Origin of the sequence: Kribbella catacumbae DSM 19601 (assembly GCF_000372465.1) — a bacterium.
In the GTDB taxonomy this organism is placed as follows: domain Bacteria; phylum Actinomycetota; class Actinomycetes; order Propionibacteriales; family Kribbellaceae; genus Kribbella; species Kribbella catacumbae.
In genome coordinates this window covers 1-18,171 of record NZ_AQUZ01000082.1, presented here as the reverse complement: position 1 = coordinate 18,171, position 18,171 = coordinate 1, and the positions used below count along the sequence as shown (strand labels likewise).

Below are 18,171 nucleotides of genomic sequence, written 5' to 3'. Positions count from 1 at the left end.
GGGCGAATGATCAGGTGGTGATGCTTGTCAGTTCTTGTAGGCGTCCGAAGCAGGGTCGCCGTGGCAGCGCTTGTACTTCTTGCCGGAGCCACACGGGCAGACCGCGTTGCGCGGCGTACCGGTGTACTCGAGGGCGCCGCCCTCGACCGCGTCGGCGTGCACCGAGACCTCGTCGTCGCCGTCGATCGTCGGCGCCGAGTAGGTCAGCCGCTGCGAGCGGCTCTCGTTGCTCAGGCCCTTGGCGCGCAGCTTCGGGGTGTCCTGCGGCCGCGGCGTGTCCTGCGGACGGTTCGCGTCGTCGGACTGCCGGCCCGGGAACTCCGCGACCGGGGCGCCCGGTACCAGGATGTCCTCGGCCTCGGTCTCCTCGAGCTCGGCCAGCTCCGCCTGCGCGGCCAGGTCGGCCTGCATCGCCTCGATGTCGACCTCGACGTTGAAGATGAAGGCGACCGACTCCTCCTTGATGGACTCCATCATGGCGGCGAACATGTCGTAGCCCTCGCGCTGGTACTCGACCAGCGGGTCGCGCTGTGCCATCGCGCGCAGGCCGATGCCCTCCCGCAGGTAGTCCATCTCGTACAGGTGCTCGCGCCACTTGCGGTCGAGCACGCTCAGCACGACCCGGCGCTCCAGCTCGCGCATCGCGTCGGTGCCGAGGCTCTCCTCGCGCCGCTCGTACGCCTCGCGGGCGTCGGTGATGAGCCGGTCGACCAGGAAGTCCTGGGTGAGCCCGGAGCGGTCGCCGCCGGCCTCCTCGATCAGCTCTTCCTCGGTCAGCTCCGTCTGGTACAGCGTCCGCAAGGCGGTGAACAGCTGGTCCAGATCCCAGTCCTCGGCGAACCCGTCGGCAGTCGCACCCTGCACGTAGCCGGTGATCGTCTCGTCGAGCATGTCGTGCACCTGGTCCAATAGGTTCGCGCCCTCGAGCACCCGGCGACGCTCGTCGTACACGACGTGCCGCTGCCGGTTCATCACGTCGTCGTACTTGAGGATGTTCTTCCGGGTCTCGAAGTTCTGCGCCTCGACCTGGGACTGCGCTGACGCGATCGCCTTGGTGACGACCTTGTTCTCCAGCGGCACGGTGTCGTCGTCGTTGCGCGACATCGCCCAGTCGACCATCTCGCGCTTGAACAGCCGCATCAGGTCGTCCTCGAGGGACAGGTAGAAGCGGGATTCGCCCGGGTCGCCCTGACGGCCGGAACGACCACGCAGCTGGTTGTCGATCCGGCGGGACTCGTGCCGCTCGGTACCCAGCACGTACAGGCCGCCGGCCTCGCGGACCTCGACCTGCTCGTCCTTGACCTGCTGCTCGAACTGCTCCAGGACCTTCGGGTACTCCGCCTCGTACTCCTCCGCGGACTCCACCGGGTCGATGCCGCGAGCGCGCAGGTCCTTGTCGGCCAGGTGCTCGGGGTTGCCGCCCAGGATGATGTCGGTACCACGGCCGGCCATGTTGGTGGCCACCGTGACGGCGTTCTTGCGGCCCGCCTCGGCGACGATCGCGGCCTCTCGCGCGTGCTGCTTGGCGTTCAGCACCTCGTGCGCGATGTTGCGCTTGCGCAGCTGGTTCGACAGGCGCTCGGACTTCTCGACGCTGGTGGTACCGACCAGGATCGGCTGCCCGGTCTCGTGCCGGGTGGCGATGTCTTCCACCACGGCGTCGAACTTGGCGTCCTCGGTGCGGTAGATCAGGTCGCGCTGGTCCGCCCGGACCATCGGCTTGTTGGTCGGGATCTGGACCACGCCGAGACCGTAGATCTTGGAGAACTCGTTCTCCTCGGTCTTGGCCGTACCGGTCATGCCGGCCAGCTTGCTGTACAGGCGGAAGTAGTTCTGCAGCGTGATCGTCGCGAGGGTCTGGTACTCCTCCTTGATCTCGACCTTCTCCTTGGCCTCGATCGCCTGGTGCAGACCCTCGTTGTAGCGGCGGCCGTGCAGCGTCCGGCCGGTGTGCTCGTCGACGATCAGCACCTCGCCGTCGACGACCACGTAGTCCTTGTCGCGGCGGAACAGGTCCTTGGCCTTCAGCGCGTTGTTCAGGTAGCTGATCAGCGGGGTGTTGGCCGACTCGTACAGGTTGTCGATGCCGAGCCGGTCCTCGACCTTCTCGATACCGCGCTCGAGGATGGCCACCGTGCGCTTCTTCTCGTCGACCTCGTAGTCGGCGATCGGGCGCTGGTCCTCGGGGATCTTGTCGTCGTTGTACCGGGGCTTCAGCTGGCCGGCCAGGTTCGCCATCTCGACGTACCAGCGCTGCGAGTCCTCGGCCGGGCCGGAGATGATCAGCGGCGTCCGGGCCTCGTCGACCAGGATCGAGTCGACCTCGTCCACGATCGCGTAGTTGTGCTCGCGCTGGACGCAGTCCTCGATCGAGTTGGCCATGTTGTCGCGCAGGTAGTCGAAGCCGAACTCGTTGTTCGTGCCGTAGGTGATGTCCTTGGCGTAGGCGACCCGGCGCTCGGCCGGCGTCATCTCCGGCAGGATCACGCCGTAGTCGAGGCCGAGGAAGTGGTACACCCGGCCCATCCACTCGGCCTGGAACCTGGCCAGGTAGTCGTTCACCGTGACCACGTGCACGCCCTGGCCGGACAGCGCGTTCAGGTACGTCGGCAGGGTGCCGACCAGGGTCTTGCCCTCACCGGTCTTCATCTCGGCGATGTTGCCCAGGTGCAGCGCGGCGCCGCCCATGATCTGGACGTCGTAGTGGCGCTGGTGCAGGGTCCGCTTGGCCGCCTCGCGGACGACCGCGAAGGCCTCCGGCAGCAGGCCGTCCAGGGACTCCCCGTTCTCGACCCGTTGCTTGAATTCGGCGGTCTGCCCACGCAGCTCTTCGTCGCTCATGCCGACGAAGTCGTCCTCGATCGAGTTCACCACCTTGGCGATGGTCTCGAGCTTGCGAACGATCTTGCCCTCGCCGATATGCAGTAACTTGTCGAACGCCTTCATCGTGGGGGGTCCACTCCTTGACTGTGCAGCCTTCAATGCGGCGGGTGCCTGACCGTGCGGACCCGGTGACGGACGCAGCACGGACTGCCCGCCTGGCGGGCGCCACCCATGGTACTGGGCCGGGCGCGTCACCCCAGCCCCCGGAGTGCGTCCCGCCCTTGCCCCACCCACGACTGGGCGGCCCGGAAAGTTCCTGTACTGCGCCTGTCCGTGGCTCAGTAACCGCGGAGGGCGTCGCTCAGGGCAGGGGCGAGGTCGCCGCCGCCGGCCATCCGGACTTGGTCCAGGCCGAGCCAGGCGGCTAGCTGGACCAGCTCGGCGGCCAGTTCCTCGGCAGTCTCCAGTGGGGCCCCGGGCTCGGCGTGGGCCGACTGGACCAGGAGCACGCCGGCGGTTCGATCCGCCTTGAGGTCTACTCGTGCCACCAGGCTGTCGCCGAGCAGGAACGGCAGGACGTAGTACCCGTGGACCCGTTTCTCGGCGGGCACGTAGATCTCGATCCTGTACCGGAAGTCGAACAGCACCTCGGTCCTGGTCCGCTCGTAGACCAGCGAGTCGAACGGGCTGACCAGCGCCCGCGAGTTGACCCGCCGGGGCAGCTTGGCATCGCGATGCAGGTACGCCGGGCGTTTCCAGCCCTGGATCGCGACCGGCAGCAACTCCCCCTCCTCGACCAGCTCGCGGATGGCCTGCGCGGTCGGGGCGGGCGCAGTACGGAAGTAGTCCTTGAGGCATTGGGCCGTCGCGACGCCATGCGACTTGGCCGCGATCGAGACCAGCCCCCGGTGCGCCTCCTCGGACGTGGGCGTCGGCGTCGCCACGACGGACGCCGGCAGCACCCGCTCCGGTACGTCGTACAGCCGCTCGAACTGCTGGTTGCGCCTTGCCACCGTGATCTCACCCGCGAAGAACAGGAACTCCAGTGCCTGTTTCACGTCGGACCAGTTCCAGCCCCAGTTGTTCCGCTCGCGCTCGACGTCGTCGTCGATCTCGCGCGCCGTCAGCGGCCCGTGCTCGCGCACGTCGGCGAGCACCTGCTTCACCAGATCCGGCCGCTGGGCCGCGATCGACCGCGGCCCACCCCACGCCTCACTGGCCGCCCGCGCCATCCGCCACCGCATCAGGGGATGCGTCTCCACCGGAATCAGCGACGCCTCATGCGCCCAGTACTCCACCAGCCGCCGCGGCCCCTTCCCCGCGGCCCGGTCGAGCAGCTCGCGCGGATACGGCCCCAACCGCGAATACAGCGGCAGGTACTGCGTCCTGCTGAGCACGTTCACCGAGTCGATCTGGATCAGCCCGATCCGCCCCAGCACCCGCCCCAGCGCCCGCATGTCCGGCACCCCTTTCGGGCGCGGATCGGTGAACCCCTGGGCCCCCAGCGCGATCCGCCGCGCCTGAGCCGTCGACAACGCCTCCATAGTCACCTCACGAAGTCTGCCCGGCCCCACCGACAGAATCCTGTACGCCGATGACCACCAGGCGGGTAGTGAGCTGAGGAGCCAGCTGAACGGGCAGCAGTCCACGCGTCCAGAGGTCGTCGATCCTGCGGAAGCGGCCGTGGTGGGTGCGGCTGAAGACGATGCTGTCGCCGTCCTGGCGACTGACGCCGGGGATGGTGGCCAGCAGGTAGAGGAGCGTGACCACCGTCTGGCCATCGGTGATCTCCGGATTGTCAGGGATGACGGCGTACGCGATGAACCACACCGTCATACCCAAGTAGCCAGCGGCCGACAGTCCGAGCGCGATGCTGCGCCGTTTGAGGGCGACCAGGCCAGTGAGCAGCCAGCCGAACATCCCGATCGTCACCGCCGGCACGGCCGCACCGAGCAGCTTGAGCACGACCAGCTTCGCCACCGACGGCCGCGGCCCGAGCACCTCGTAGCGCACGGTTCCCATCGGGCCCTCCCCCTCTCCGGTCCAGACCGACTGAGTGTAGGGATCGAGGTGGTCATAACTCCGGTGTTACCGCAGGTGAGAGGTGCGCTACCTGGGGTAACCGGGAGATGGTGCCCAGTAGGCCGTGCCGCCCGCTCGGCCCCTATGACCCTGGAGTGTGAGGCATGAAAGCAGCACTGGCGCGCGCCGTTCTGATGGCCGGCGTACTGACCGCGGCATCTCTCGGAGCGGTATCCGCGAACGCCGCCCCGGCACCGGACGGACCAAAAACCCGGATCGTCGGCGGAGAACTCGCCAAAACAGCCGACGCACCGTGGGCCATTGCCCTGAACAACAGCGGCTCTCCGTCCCCCAGCGGCCAGTACTGCGGCTCCACCCTGGTCGCGGCCAACAAGATCGTCACCGCCGCGCACTGTGCGACCGAGGCGGCGAGCACGTACACAGCGATCCAGGGTCGCGACAAGCTGACCGACACGGGCGGCAAGACGTCGAAGATCACCAGCATCTGGGCAGACCCGGAGTACGGGAAGTCCCCCGGCCACGACGTCGCGGTGATGACGCTGGCGACGCCGTTCGAGGGCGTCCCGACGCTGGCACTGGAGACCAGTACTGCTGCCGACACGGCCGGCGCGGCCTCCGTCGTCTACGGCTGGGGAGCCACCGAGGGCACTGGCCCGGCGGACACGTTCCAGAAGGTCGCCGCGCCGGTACTCGGCGACGCGTACTGCAGTGACGTGTACGCGAGCCAGAACTACAGCGCGGCCGGTGAGATCTGCGCCGGCTACAAAGAGGGCGGCAAGGACTCCTGCCAGGGCGACTCGGGCGGACCGCTCGTCCTGAACGGCCGCCTGTTCGGCGTCGTCTCCTGGGGCATCGGCTGCGCGGACGCCGGCAACCCGGGCGTCTACGCCGAGGTCGCCACCTACGCCGCCGCGCTGCAGGCGCAGATCGACAGCTAGCCCCAGACCTTCACAGGGGAAGGAAATGAAGGGCCCGGTCCAGCAGGACCGGGCCCATCATCTTTGTGACTCCTCCCGAAGTCAGACGGCCAAGCGGATGACGCCGTAGTCGTAGCCGCGGCGGCGGTAAACCACGCTGGGCTGGTTCTCGTCGGCGTCGACGAACAAGTAGAAGTCGTGGCCGACCAGTTCGAGCTCGTAGAGCGCCTGGTCCAGCGACATCGGCTTGGCGGTGTGGGTCTTCTCGCGCATCACCAGCGGCCCGTCACCGGTCACCGTCAGCGAGCCGAACTTCTGGGTGGTCACCGTGTCTTCGGCGGCCGTCTCTTCCAGCACCGCGCCGGTGCCGTTGGCTGACTGCTTGGCGGCGACGTGCCGCAGTCCTTCGGGGGCGTGCTGGCCGGTGTGCACCCGGCGCCGGTCGGCCGCCTTCCGGACCTGGGCCCGCAGCCGGTCGAGACTCACGTCGAAAGCTGCCTGCTTGGTCTCTCCCGTCGCCTCGGCCCGGACCACCGGTCCCTTGGTGTACATGGTGAGCTCGACGCGCATGGCCCGATCGTGCTGTCGCGGGTTCTTCTCCAGGCTGACTTCTACCTCGCATCGCAGTACCCGGTGATCGATCTTCTCGATCCGCTCGAGTTTTTCCTCGACGTACTGCCGGAAGCGGTCACTGACTTCGCAGTGATGACCCTTGACAACGACGTCCACGGAAACCTCCATCGATCGGCGACTCTGTTACGTCTTCGGACCCCCGTCGGTCATGCCTTCAGCGGCACCCGGACGCCCGAAACGAGAACACCCGCTGTCCGGCCCGGCGGACTGGGTGGGAAGGATTCCGGCTGATCCGGTCCTCGCCCACATCCCTGTCCGACAAGCCCAAGCGGGTGTCATAAGCCAACGCTAGTCGGCTTCGGCGAAAACCGGTAGGGAAGTTCTCATGAACCGGGCACCGCGCGCCGCCGGGTGGCGGCCAGCACGGCACAGCCGAGGACCGGAATTCCCCGCGATGCCAAGGCTCGGCACGCCTCGGCGAGCGTGGATCCGGTCGTGAGAACGTCGTCGATCAGGATCACCGGTTGATCCGTCAGCCTTTCAGCCCAGCGCGAACGGGCCGCAAAAGCCCCGGCCAGATTGTCGCCGCGCTGCTGAGCGGACAGGCCGGACTGGTCCTGCGGTTGCCGTACGACGGCCAGCGCGTCGGCGAGCCGGACGTCGTACCCACCCCGGCGGAGCTGCCGGGCCGCGCTCACCGTGATCCGCCGGAGCGGATCGTGACCGCGCTCGCGGACCGTGGATCGCGAGGACGGCACCGGACAGAGCCAGGCGGCGCGCCGAGGCTTCAGCGCACCCTGGATCGCCACGGCGAGCACCTCACCGAGAGGGCGGGCCAGCGCATACCGAGCGTGCTCCTTGTGCGCCAGGATCACGGACCGCACGACCCCGCCGTACTCCGCTGTGGCCGTCGTCGGCCGCAACCCGGCAGGCACCGGCTCAGGCCAGGCCCGGTACGCCGTACTGACGGCGAGCGCGGCCCGGCAGTCGGGGCAAAGGGCCACCCCGGGCCGGTCGCACCCCGCACACCGCCCACCCAGCACGAGATCGACCAGCGCATCCCGCAGCAGCCACCCGGACCACGATCCGTGATCGCCCGCCGAGCCGCAACCGCGGCCACGCCAGCCTGTGGAAAACCGGGTCAGCCGGGATACACCGGCGAGATCTTGAGGTCTTCGGTGCCGTCGGCCATGTCGACCCAGTTGAGGTCCTTGCCCTGCCAGTGCAGCTGCCCGTTCGCGTCCTGGACGGCGGGCAGGGTGTCGAGGTTCGGGTTGGAGGCGACGTGGATCGCGTCGAACGCACTGCTCGCGCCAGGGATCACCCGCGGCTGCGAGCCGTCCACGTTGACCTGCCACGGCCGCGGGTCCTCACCCTTCGCCGACTTGCCGGCGACCAGGATGCCCAGGCTGTTCCACGAGGCATCGGTAATATCCACCAGCGGCAGATGCAGCGGCCGGAACTTGCCCAGCACGAGCTGCTTGGCGTCGTTGGTCTCGACCGTCGCGGTCTGCACGGTGTTGACGCCCTTCGACTGCATGACCAGCAGCGCCCGGACGCCGTCCGGCGCCATCCGCAGCGCGATCGGAGTGGACTTGCCGAACTTGGTCACCACGTTGGTCAGCTTGCCGTCCGCCCCACGGACCCGCAGCCTGGGCTTCGAGCTGTCGGCCCGGTCCAGGATCCACAGGTTCTCCTCGTTGTCGAAGCTCGGCCGCAGCACCTTGCCGTCGGCCGGGATCGAGGTGACGCCCTGCTCGTTTTTCGCGCTGTCGTCGAGCCGGCCGTAGAAGATCACGGGCGCGCCGCCCTTGGTGTGGCTGGCGATCGCGCCGGAGTCGCCGCGCAGGTTCACCGCGAACGACTCCGCGTGGTACCGGTACAGCAGGCTGTCCTTGATCGGCTTGGGCTCGATGTTCTGAGCGCCGTCCTGCCCCTGGATGCGCTGGATCTTGCCGTCGTCGAGCAGACCGTACAGGTCCTTCAGCCGGCCGCTCTGCACGGACGGGTCGTACTGGCTGAAGTTGCTGAACGACAGGATGTCGTCGGGCTGGTCGGGGATCAGCGGCGCCCCGGCGACCGTGATCCGGACCCGGTTGGTGATCGGGCGCAGCGTCCAGGCGATCTGGGCGGCCAGCTTCTCGCGGTCCACCGGTTCGGTCAGCGAGGCGGCGTTGTCACTCAAGGTCACCGTGGCGACGCCGGACTCCACCGGCACGGACACGTTCACCGTCGTACCGGGGGGCGCGGCGGACACCACGCCGTTGCCGAGCCGATCGGTCGGGCCCTTCAGCAGCTCCTGGATGAGCTGGGTGGCCGCCTGGCCGGAGGTTACGTTCTGCGGCAGGAAGACCGGGTCCGGGACCAGCAGATGCTTGGACGGGTTGAAGAAGTACAGCGCGCGGGGCGTCAGCTTCGGCTCCAGCTGATTGCTGCCCAGGAACACCCCGGGCGGCACGTTCGAGACGCGCAGCTCGCCATTCACCTGAGTCAGCTCGAAGACCCAGTTGACCTGCTCGCCCGGAGGGGCCGCGGTCCAGGAGCCGCGGGCGTCGATGTTGCCGATCTGCGGCGCGGACAGATTGACCTTGCCGTCGGGCCCCTGCGACACCGCCGAGCTGGAGCTCTGGTCGTAGACCAGGGTCCTGGACTCGGGCTTCCAGCTGCCCGCGGCCTCCGGGGTCATGTACTGCCGGGCGACGTCGAAGGCGCGCGAGTCCGACATCGCCTCCAGGAAGCCGTTCACCAGCTGGATCGCCGTCGCCTTGGGCCGCGGTGGCTGCGCCTCGACCCCGATGCCGCCAAGGGCCGGGGCGGGCGCGTCCTGGCTGCTGTTGCGGATCGGGCCCTTGGTCGGCACCGTCGCACAGCCGGTCGCCAGCAGGACGATGGCCAGCGCACCGGCCAGCAGTTTGGCTCTCACGACTCGTCACCACCGGTCAGCTTCTGGTACGGCGCTCCGACGTCGACCAGCGACATCCCGGTCACCACTCGGACCGCGTCGGCCGGCCGCGCGGGCAGGGGCGAGCCGGTCAGCGTGATGTCCGGCCGCTGCGGCAGCGTCAGCCGGAAGTACGCGCCGTCGCCCGGTGATCCCCAGGCGTCCAGCCGGCCACCGTGCAGCCGGGCGTCCTCGAGCGCGATCGACAGGCCCAGCCCGGTGCCGCCGGTGGTCCTGGCGCGAGCCGGGTCGGCCCGCCAGAACCGGCTGAACACCATGTCGGCCTCCTCGGCCCGGAAGCCCACACCGTGGTCGCGAACGGCCACCGCCGCGGCCTCCTCGTCGTACGCCGTACTGATCAGGATCGGCCGGCCCTCGCTGTGCTCGATCGCGTTGCCGATCAGGTTGCGCAGGATCCGTTCGATCCGGCGCGAATCCACCTGGGCGCGGCACGGCTCGGCCATGGCCAGCACGACCTCGCAGCCCTTGCGCTGCAACAGCGTCTCGTGGTTCTCCAGTACCCGGGAGACGATGTCGCGCAGGTCGACGTCCTCCAGGTCGAGCGCGGCGGCGCCGGCGTCGAAGCGGCTGATCTCGAGCAGGTCGGCGAGCAGTTCCTCGAACCGGTTGAGCTCGTTCTGCAGCAGTTCGACCGAGCGGCGGGTGATCGGGTCGAAGTCGTCCCGGGTCTCGTGCAGCAGGTCGGCGGCCATCCGGACAGTGGTGAGCGGCGTCCGCAGCTCGTGCGAGACGTCGGAGACGAACCGGCGCTGCAGCCGCGACAGCTCCTCCAGCCGGCGGATCTGTTGCTGCAGGTTGCTGGCCATCTTGTTGAATGACACCGCCAGCCGGGCCAGGTCGTCGGTACCACGGACCTGCATCCGCTCCTCGAGCCGCCCGGCAGCAAGCCGCTCCGCGATCCGCCGTGCCATCCGGACCGGCGTGACGACCTGCCGGGTGACCAGCCAGGCGACAGCGCCGAGCAGGACGACCAGCAGCAGCCCGGCGGTGACCAGTGCGCGCTGGACGACGTCCAGGGTCTCCTTCTGCGCCGTTAGCGGGAACAGGAAGTACACCTCATACCGCTGGGCGGTGGAGTTCAGCACCCGGAGCTGGGAGCCGATCGCCAGGCCCGGCTCACTCTGGACGCCGTCGAAGTAGTCGATCCGCAGATAGGTGTCGTAGAGCTTGGTGCCGTCGGCAGCGACCGAAGCGCGCAGCTCGGCCGGGATCGAGTCGCTCTTGACCAGACCGGTGGACCGGATCGCGTTGGAGTCGGCCCGGTCGGTCGGGATCAGCACCACCTCGTACAGGCCGGGGCGGTTGGAGCCGGCGACCAGTACCGACAGCTTCTGCGCGATCTGGGCGGGGTCGGCGGCGTTGATCGAGCCGGTCAGGGACGCGAGCTGCGCGACAGCTTCCTTCTGGGCGCTGTCGCGGCGGGACTCCAGGATGCCGTCGGTGACCTGGCTCATCATCACCCAGCCGACCAGGATCAGCACGATCGTCGACATCAGCAGGGTGCCGGTGACGATCCGGGCCTGGATCGAGCGGCGCCAGACGTCCGGCCAGTGTCGCGGGTGGGTCCGCCACAGCGGCTGCGGCAGGGCGTGCCAATCGACCCCGGCGGCGGTGAGCTCGATCTCTGTTCCGCGGGACTCTGTAGCTGTCTCCGCCGGCGACTGGTCGTCGCGTCCGTACTCGATCAGTCCGCACCAGCCTTGTAACCCACGCCACGGACCGTCACGACGATCTCCGGGTGCTCCGGGTCCTTCTCGATCTTGGACCGCAGCCGCTGGACGTGCACGTTGACCAGCCGGGTGTCGGCCGCGTGCCGGTAGCCCCAGACCTGCTCGAGCAGGACCTCGCGGGTGAACACCTGCCAGGGCTTGGAGGCCAGGCAGACCAGCAGGTCGAACTCCAGCGGGGTGAGCTGGATCGTCTCACCGCTGCGCTTGACCGAGTGCCCGGCCACGTCGATGGTCAGGTCGCCGATGGTCAGCGACTCCGGCCCGGGCTCGTCCATCCGGCGCAGCCGGGCCCTGATCCGGGCCACCAGCTCCTTGGGCTTGAACGGCTTCACCACGTAGTCGTCGGCGCCGGACTCCAGGCCCAGCACCACGTCCACGGTGTCACTCTTGGCGGTCAGCATCACGATCGGTACGCCGGACTCGGCCCGGATCGCGCGGCAGACGTCGATCCCGTCCATCCCCGGCAGCATCAGGTCGAGCAGCAGCAGATCGGGCTTGAACTCGCGGAACGCAGGCACCGCCTTGTCGCCGGTGGCGACCAGGTAGGTGTCGTAGCCCTCGTTGCGCAGCACGATGCTGAGCATCTCGGACAACGCCGTGTCGTCATCGACGATGAGGACTCGGCCCCGCATCGTCCGGTTACCTTCTGCCACGCCTGCTCCTTGCCGGTCCGGATCCACTAGTGCGCCCAGCGGGCGCTGGTCGTTCGCACTACGGATAGTGTCCCATTCCCCGGGGAACGCACACGCCGGATCGCCGAGCGGGACTCTACTAATAGGCGGTATGGCCCGCCCGGGCTGTGATCATGGTGCACTGCAGGGGCCGGGGACAACCCCACGAGGAGCCGGGAGGGGGCGGGATGCGCGACGACATCGGGGTCTACGAGAGTTCGGAGTACTCCGAGCCGCTCCGGCCGTGGTTGCCGGCCGATCTGCTCGACAACGCCGCCCGGACCATCTCCGACAACAAGGCGATCATGCTCGGCCTCCCGGTGCTGGCCGGGATCGCGCTGGCCGCAGTACAGGCCGCGTTGACCCAGCTCACCGTGCCCGGCGGGATCAGCGGCTTCTTCAACGCCGACTCCCCGTTCGAACAGGCCGGCATCTCCATGCTGGTCATGTACGGGCTGCAACTGGTCCTGTTCGCTGTGGTGTCGAGCATGCTGTCGGGCGTCATCGCCCTGGCGGCTGTCCGCAGCCAGCTTGCCCACCGGGTCGGCCCGCGAGAACTGCTCCGGCTGGTACGCCGGTCGCTGCCGGCGCTCGCGGCCGTCGGTGCCGTCCAGTCCCTTTTCTTCGTCGTGATCATCGCCGGCTGGGGACTGGCCGTCTTCGGCGTGGGTGCCGGAGCGGACGCGCTGATCTCCTCGGAGGTCGCCGGGCTGCTCGCCTTCGTGCTGATCCTGGTCGGCGGCGTGCTGGTGCTCATCTTCGGGATCCGGCTGGTACTGGCCGGCACCGTGGTCCTGATGGAGGGCAAGCACGCCCCTGACATCGGGCTCTACATCCCTGCCAGGGTTGGCATCTGGGGCTCGCTGCGGCGGTCCTGGCGACTGGTGCGGGGCAAGTTCTGGCGGGTCCTGGGCATCCTGCTGTTCGGCGGGGTGGTGGTGAACATCGTCAGCTACGCGCTGCAGTTCGGAATCGGCACCCTGGTCGCCACCCTCGGCTCCTGGGCCGACGGGAGCGAGGAGACCAGCGCGACCATCGTCGCCGTCGTACTGGGCGTCGCGGCCGGGGTGGCGACCATCCTGACTCTGATCGCCAGCCTTGCGTTCATGTCCGCGGTCCAGGCGCTGATCTATCTGGATCTGCGGGTTCGGCGCGAAGGGCTCGACCTGTGGCTGCGTCCCGTCCTCAGGCAAGGGTGATGATGTTTCTCGAGCCACCGATCGATATCACTCGCGACCAGGCCGCGCAGGAAGCCGCCAAGGAGCTGGCGAAGCCTGCCTACGGCCAGGCCGGCGACAACATCGTCTCCCGGGTCGTCAACGAGGTCCTGGAGTGGATCTCGGACACGCTCAGGAGCTTGACCGGCCAGTCCCCGGACGGCAACGCGGGCCTGTTCATGCTGGTCGGCCTGATCGTGCTGGTGGTGGTCGTGGTCCTCTGGCGAGCCGGGGTACTGCGAACTACGCGCGGCACCAAGGGCCAGGCGGTCTTCGAGACCAGCAGACCACGCGGTGCGTCCGAATACCGATCCCAGGCCGAAGCAGAGGCAGCACAAGGTGACTACACGGCTGCGGTGCGGAGTCGCTTCCGTGCTTGCGTCGCGGAGCTCACCGAGCGGACGGTGCTGGACGAGCGCCCCGGGCGTACGGCGTACGAGGCCGTGGCGGATGCGGGACGCGTAGTACCGGCTCTGCGGGAGCCGCTGCAGCCTGCGGCACTCATGTTCACGGAGGTTGTCTACGGCAACCGCCCTGGTACTGCGGAGCGCTACGCCAAGGTAGTAGCGGCCGATGACGCAGCCAGACACGTTTCGACGCGACAGTTGGTGCAGGAGTGAGTACGGCGGTCGGCCGGAGCGGCACTGAGGCCTGGCGGGCGCTGCGGGTGCCCCTGTTGGCCACTGGAGTCGTCGTGCTCGGCGTACTGGTTCTGCTCATCGCGGGAGCCGCCCGGACCTCTGGGCCGTTCAGCCCGGACTCTGCCGAGCCGGCTGGCGCCAAGGCTCTCGCGGCTCTGCTGAAGAACCATGGCGTCGACGTGATGGGCACCGAGGACTTGCAGACCGCCGTCGACTCCGCCGCGGGCAAGACGCTACTGGTCGCTCCCGGTGGGTCACTGAGCCGTTCCGACTGGCAGGACATCGCCCGGGCCGGCTGGAGCCATATAGTCCTCATCCGGCCCAGTGCAAAAGCGCTAGAGGTCGTTGCCCCCGGCGTACTGGATGCGAGCTCGACACTGCCCAAGGACAGCCGCTCCCCCGACTGCGACCTCCCCGCAGCCGTCAAAGCCGGTACTGCGACCGTCAGCGGTGTCTCGTACTCCGCTCCCGACTCGGCCATCGCCTGCTACGGCGACGGCATCAACCACACAGTCATCCGGCTCGAGACGGGCGGCCAGATCGTGGACGTGGTGGGGTCGACACGAACCTTCACCAACGCCGAGCTGGCCGACGACGGCAACGCAGCGCTCGCGCTCAACCTGATCGGCACGCACCCGGAGCTGGTCTGGTATCTGCCGCAGTACGAGACCGACGGCTATGACGACGGGGACAAGGCCGATGGGCCGCCGCTGGTGCCACCGGACGTCCGGTACATCGCCTGGGCGCTCGCCTTCGCTGCCTTCGTCGTAGCGATCTGGCGTGGTCGTCGGCTCGGCCCGGTCGTGCCGGAGCCGCTGCCGGTCATCGTGCACGCGGCGGAGACCACTGAAGGCCGGGCGAGGCTCTACCGGCGTTCCAGGGCTCGCGATCGAGCTGCGGCCGCTCTGCGCGAGTCTGCCCTCGGCAAGCTCCACAAGGCGCACGGCATCCCGCGCAGAGCCGACCCGACCGCCGTGGTGTCGACAGTCGCCGCCCGGACCGGCCGGGATCCAGTACTGCTCTATGAACTGCTCTACGGTCAACCACCGGCCGATGACTCCGACCTCATGTTTTTGTCCAATCAGCTAGACGTGCTGACGCTGGAGGTACGACACCCGTGACGACCGCTACCGAGGTCACCCCCGAACGGGCCAGGCAGGCTCTGGTCGAGCTGCGGAACGAGATCGGCAAGGCTGTGGTCGGCCAGGAGACGGCCGTGACCGCACTGGTCCTCGCCCTGCTCTGCCGCGGCCACGTGCTGCTGGAGGGCGTCCCGGGGACGGCGAAGACGCTGATGGTGCGAGCACTGTCGATGGCGATGCGGCTGGAGACCAAGCGGGTCCAGTTCACGCCCGACCTGATGCCCGGCGATGTCACCGGGTCACTCGTGTACGACGCGAAGACCAGCGAGTTCGAGTTCCGCAAGGGGCCGGTGTTCACCAACATCCTGCTCGCGGACGAGATCAACCGGACGCCGCCGAAGACGCAGGCCGCGCTGCTCGAGGCGATGGAGGAGCGGCAGGTCACCGTCGACGGCGAGCCCCGGATGCTGCCGGTGCCTTTCGTAGTCGCCGCGACCCAGAACCCGATCGAGTACGAGGGCACCTACCCGTTGCCCGAGGCCCAGCTGGACCGGTTCCTGCTCAAGGTGACGCTGGACATCCCGCCGCGCGACGCGGAGATCGCAGTACTGGCCCGGCATGCGCACGGGTTCGACCCGCGCGACCTTGCTGCGGCCGGGCTGCGTCCCGTGGCCGGCCCGGAAGACCTGTTGGCTGGGCAGGCCGCAGTACGGCGGGTCGCAGTACGGGAAGACGTGTTGGCCTACGTAGTGGATCTGTGCCGGGCCACTAGGCAGTCGCCCTCGCTGCAGCTTGGTGTGTCGCCTCGTGGAGCTACTGCGCTGCTTGCGGTGGCTCGGGCGTGGGCGTGGTTGTCGGGACGCGACTACGTGATCCCCGATGACGTGAAGGCGATGGCGCGTCCTTGCCTGCGGCACCGGGTGCAGATCCGGCCCGAGGCCGAGCTGGAAGGTGTCACGGCGGACGCAGTACTGGAAAGCGTGCTGGCCACGGTGCCAGTGCCACGCTGATGGTCCTCACTGGCCGGGCCGGCGTACTAGCCGGACTGGGAGTCCTCTTCGTCGCCCTGGCGATGCCCAGGTGGGCAGGGGTCGGCTTGGTGGTCGCCGTGGTGTTGCTGGTGTGCCTGGTCGACCTACTGCTGGCCGGCTCGCCCCGGCGGCTGCAGCTCAGCCGTGAGGGCGACACCGCAGTACGGCTGGGTCAGCCGGCTGTGGTGACGCTGCTGGTCGCCAACCCGGGACGTCGGGTCAAGGGGCTGCTGCGGGATGCGTGGCCGCCCTCTGCCGGAGTACAGGACCCGCCACACAAGCTCGACCTGCCCAACGGGGAGCGGCGGCGACTGACGACGCATCTGGTCCCTACCAGGCGTGGGGATCGGCATGCTGATCGCGTGACCGTGCGGTCGATCGGTCCGCTCGGGTTTGCCGGGCGACAGGGGTCGCACAAGGTTCCGTGGACAGTGCGGGCGCTGCCGCCGTTCAACAGCCGCAAGCACCTGCCGTCACGGCTTGCGCGGCTGCGTGAGCTCGATGGCCGAACAGCCTTGATGGTCAGGGGCCAGGGCACCGAGTTCGACTCGCTGCGCGACTACGTACCGGGCGATGACGTCCGCAGCATCGACTGGCGAGCCACCGCCCGCCGCAACACCGTCGTACTGCGTACCTGGCGGCCAGAGCGCGACCGACAGGTGGCCATCGTGATCGACTCGGGCCGCATGTCGGCCGGACGAGTCGGCGACGCACCTCGTCTGGACCACGCGATGGACGCAGCCCTGTTGCTGGCAGCCCTGGCCACCCGCGCGGGCGACCGAGTCTCCTTGCTGGCTTGCGATTCCGAGGTCCGCGCCGACGTCCGCCGGCCGGCGCCACAAGACGTCCTACCGTCCTTCGTGAACGCCCTGGCCAACGTAGACGCCCAACTCGTCCAAACCGACTTCCGCGTAGTCGTCTCCCAGGTACTCGAACGCCTAGGCCAGCGCTCCCTCGTAGTACTCCTAACCGGCCTGGACCCCGCAGTGATCGAGGAGTCGCTCCTGCCAGTCATCGGCCCACTCCTACGCCGCCACGTCGTAGTCCTGGCCTCCGTAGCCGACCCCCGCCTCACGGAGATGGAGTCCACCCGCTCCGACATGATCGAGATCTACGGCGCAGCCTCAGCCGCCCGAACCCGCCTGGACCGCGAACGAGTAACCGCCGTCCTAACCCGAGCCGGCGCCACCGTAGTAGACGAAAACCCCGACCAAATAGCCCCCGCCCTAGCCGACACCTACCTTTCCCTGAAAAAAGCCGGCCGACTCTAGGTATACCCGCTTTTGGCGGCTTCCGAGTGTGATCCTTTCCCCTTGTGGATAAGGGATATCGGCCCGTTCTCGATTTCGTTGGGAGCCTTGGCCTGCGCTAGAATCGAAGACATGTTCGATGATGGCTGGGATGACTTCGACGCCGCCGCGACACTGGACGCGGCGGTCGAGTTCGACGTGGAGGAAAACCGGGCAGCGCTCGGCAAACTCCAGGCAGCGCTGCACTTCGCCGACCTCCACGCCATCCTGCCGCCCGCCTTCCAGAAGACCTCCGGACAGCGCGGTGGCGAGCGTCTCGTCGTGTACGGCGGCGACGGCTGCCCGCCGATCGCCGAGTTCGCCCCAGCCGAGTTCGGCGCCCTGCTGAAAATATCCAGCGGCGCCGCCGCCGCCTACATCGGCGAAGCACTCGCGCTGCGCCACCGGCTGCCCCGGATCTGGGCCAAAACCAGCAACGGTCAAGCCATCGTCTGGCGCGCCCGCGCCGTCGCCCGCGCCTGCCTCAAACTATCCGCCGAAGCAGCAGCACTCGTCGACGAACGCGTCGTCGCCCTGATCGACACCATCTCCGCCTACCGGCTACACAAAATCGTCGAAGCAGTCATCAAGGAAGCCGACCCCGAAGCCGCCCGACAAGCCGCCGAAGAACGCGCCCGCGAACACGGCGTCTGGGTCCAGCCCTCCGACGACCACGGCACCAAAACCATCTGGGTCAAAGCCCCCGCCGGCGCCGTCATCCGCTTCGACGCCACCATCAACGACCTCGCCTGGGCCCTCCACATGCTCGGCGACCCCGACCCACTCCCAACCCGCCGCGCCAAAGCCATCGGCTGGATCGCCGACCCCGCCGCCTACGAACTCCTCGCCGCAGCCCGCTACCTCGCCACCCACCCCACCACACCCACCTCCCCAACCACACAACCCGCAGAACCCGCAGAAGCCCGCGACACCCCACCCACAACACCCACCACCGAACCACCCCACAACCCCACCACCGCCGAACAGGACCCGCCGCAAGCGTCCACCACCGAGCCACCCCGCGGCTTCACCGCCGCCGGGCAGGACCCGCCCCAAGCGTCCGCCACCGAGCCGCCCCGCGCCTCCGTGGATGCCGAGCAGGACCTGGCTGGAGCGCTCGCCGCGGAGCCGCCCTACGACTACCTGGAAGCCGAGCCCGACCTGGACCACGAGGCGGATCAAGACGCGCCGC

General features: G+C 68.6%; 15 protein-coding genes. 7 read left to right on the top strand and 8 right to left on the bottom strand.

Features of this window, described 5'->3' with window-relative positions; genetic code table 11:
* Nucleotides 1-27 precede the first annotated feature (27 nt).
* From secA to A3ES_RS0142505, 3 genes are all read right to left on the bottom strand, one after another.
* Complete coding sequence (gene secA, locus A3ES_RS0142515) at nucleotides 28-2,946, bottom strand: preprotein translocase subunit SecA (RefSeq protein ID WP_020392951.1); 2,919 nt, start codon at nucleotides 2,944-2,946, stop codon at nucleotides 28-30.
* A gap of 215 nt (nucleotides 2,947-3,161) precedes the next feature.
* Nucleotides 3,162-4,367, bottom strand: a complete 1,206-nt coding sequence (locus tag A3ES_RS0142510) for a winged helix-turn-helix domain-containing protein (protein ID WP_020392950.1) — start codon at nucleotides 4,365-4,367, stop codon at nucleotides 3,162-3,164.
* Between the two features lie 7 nt (nucleotides 4,368-4,374).
* The gene (locus A3ES_RS0142505) at nucleotides 4,375-4,845 is read right to left on the bottom strand and encodes a helix-hairpin-helix domain-containing protein (protein WP_020392949.1); all 471 of its coding nucleotides are present in this window, start codon (nucleotides 4,843-4,845) and stop codon (nucleotides 4,375-4,377) included.
* A 164-nt stretch (nucleotides 4,846-5,009) separates the two neighbouring features.
* On the opposite strand from A3ES_RS0142505, the gene A3ES_RS0142500 reads away from it, so the two are divergent.
* Complete coding sequence (locus tag A3ES_RS0142500) at nucleotides 5,010-5,804, top strand: S1 family peptidase (RefSeq protein ID WP_020392948.1); 795 nt, start codon at nucleotides 5,010-5,012, stop codon at nucleotides 5,802-5,804.
* Nucleotides 5,805-5,885: 81 nt separating this feature from the next.
* Here A3ES_RS0142500 and hpf read toward each other — a convergent pair whose 3' ends face one another.
* The 5 genes from hpf to mtrA all read right to left on the bottom strand — a co-directional run bounded on the left by hpf (nucleotide 5,886) and on the right by mtrA (nucleotide 11,680).
* Complete coding sequence (gene hpf, locus A3ES_RS0142495) at nucleotides 5,886-6,512, bottom strand: ribosome hibernation-promoting factor, HPF/YfiA family (protein ID WP_020392947.1); 627 nt, start codon at nucleotides 6,510-6,512, stop codon at nucleotides 5,886-5,888.
* Between the two features lie 227 nt (nucleotides 6,513-6,739).
* The gene (locus A3ES_RS50375; protein ID WP_020392946.1) at nucleotides 6,740-7,291 is read right to left on the bottom strand and encodes a ComF family protein; all 552 of its coding nucleotides are present in this window, start codon (nucleotides 7,289-7,291) and stop codon (nucleotides 6,740-6,742) included.
* 206 nt (nucleotides 7,292-7,497) lie between these two features.
* Complete coding sequence (locus A3ES_RS0142485; protein ID WP_020392945.1) at nucleotides 7,498-9,279, bottom strand: LpqB family beta-propeller domain-containing protein; 1,782 nt, start codon at nucleotides 9,277-9,279, stop codon at nucleotides 7,498-7,500.
* Nucleotides 9,276-10,892, bottom strand: a complete 1,617-nt coding sequence (gene mtrB, locus A3ES_RS0142480; protein WP_026163716.1) for an MtrAB system histidine kinase MtrB — start codon at nucleotides 10,890-10,892, stop codon at nucleotides 9,276-9,278. The genes A3ES_RS0142485 and mtrB overlap by 4 nt, the downstream gene beginning before the upstream one ends.
* Nucleotides 10,893-11,002: 110 nt before the next feature.
* Complete coding sequence (gene mtrA, locus A3ES_RS0142475) at nucleotides 11,003-11,680, bottom strand: MtrAB system response regulator MtrA (RefSeq protein WP_026163715.1); 678 nt, start codon at nucleotides 11,678-11,680, stop codon at nucleotides 11,003-11,005.
* A gap of 227 nt (nucleotides 11,681-11,907) precedes the next feature.
* Here mtrA and A3ES_RS0142470 point away from each other — a divergent pair, with 227 nt between their 5' ends.
* The 6 genes from A3ES_RS0142470 to A3ES_RS0142445 form a co-directional block, all read left to right on the top strand.
* Nucleotides 11,908-12,918, top strand: a complete 1,011-nt coding sequence (locus tag A3ES_RS0142470) for a hypothetical protein (RefSeq protein ID WP_020392942.1) — start codon at nucleotides 11,908-11,910, stop codon at nucleotides 12,916-12,918.
* Nucleotides 12,918-13,556: a DUF4129 domain-containing protein gene (locus tag A3ES_RS0142465; protein WP_020392941.1), complete on the top strand. Its 639-nt coding sequence runs from the start codon at nucleotides 12,918-12,920 to the stop codon at nucleotides 13,554-13,556. Before A3ES_RS0142470 ends, A3ES_RS0142465 begins: the two co-directional genes overlap by 1 nt.
* On the top strand, nucleotides 13,553-14,698 hold the full coding sequence (locus A3ES_RS0142460) for a DUF4350 domain-containing protein (RefSeq protein WP_020392940.1): 1,146 nt from the start codon (nucleotides 13,553-13,555) through the stop codon (nucleotides 14,696-14,698). The genes A3ES_RS0142465 and A3ES_RS0142460 overlap by 4 nt, the downstream gene beginning before the upstream one ends.
* Nucleotides 14,695-15,669, top strand: a complete 975-nt coding sequence (locus A3ES_RS0142455) for an AAA family ATPase (RefSeq protein WP_020392939.1) — start codon at nucleotides 14,695-14,697, stop codon at nucleotides 15,667-15,669. The genes A3ES_RS0142460 and A3ES_RS0142455 overlap by 4 nt, the downstream gene beginning before the upstream one ends.
* Complete coding sequence (locus A3ES_RS0142450) at nucleotides 15,669-16,961, top strand: DUF58 domain-containing protein (RefSeq protein WP_020392938.1); 1,293 nt, start codon at nucleotides 15,669-15,671, stop codon at nucleotides 16,959-16,961. The genes A3ES_RS0142455 and A3ES_RS0142450 overlap by 1 nt, the downstream gene beginning before the upstream one ends.
* A 111-nt stretch (nucleotides 16,962-17,072) precedes the next feature.
* Nucleotides 17,073-18,171, top strand: a 1,099-nt coding sequence (locus A3ES_RS0142445; protein WP_020392937.1) for a DUF222 domain-containing protein, incomplete at its 3' end; no start/stop codon positions are given.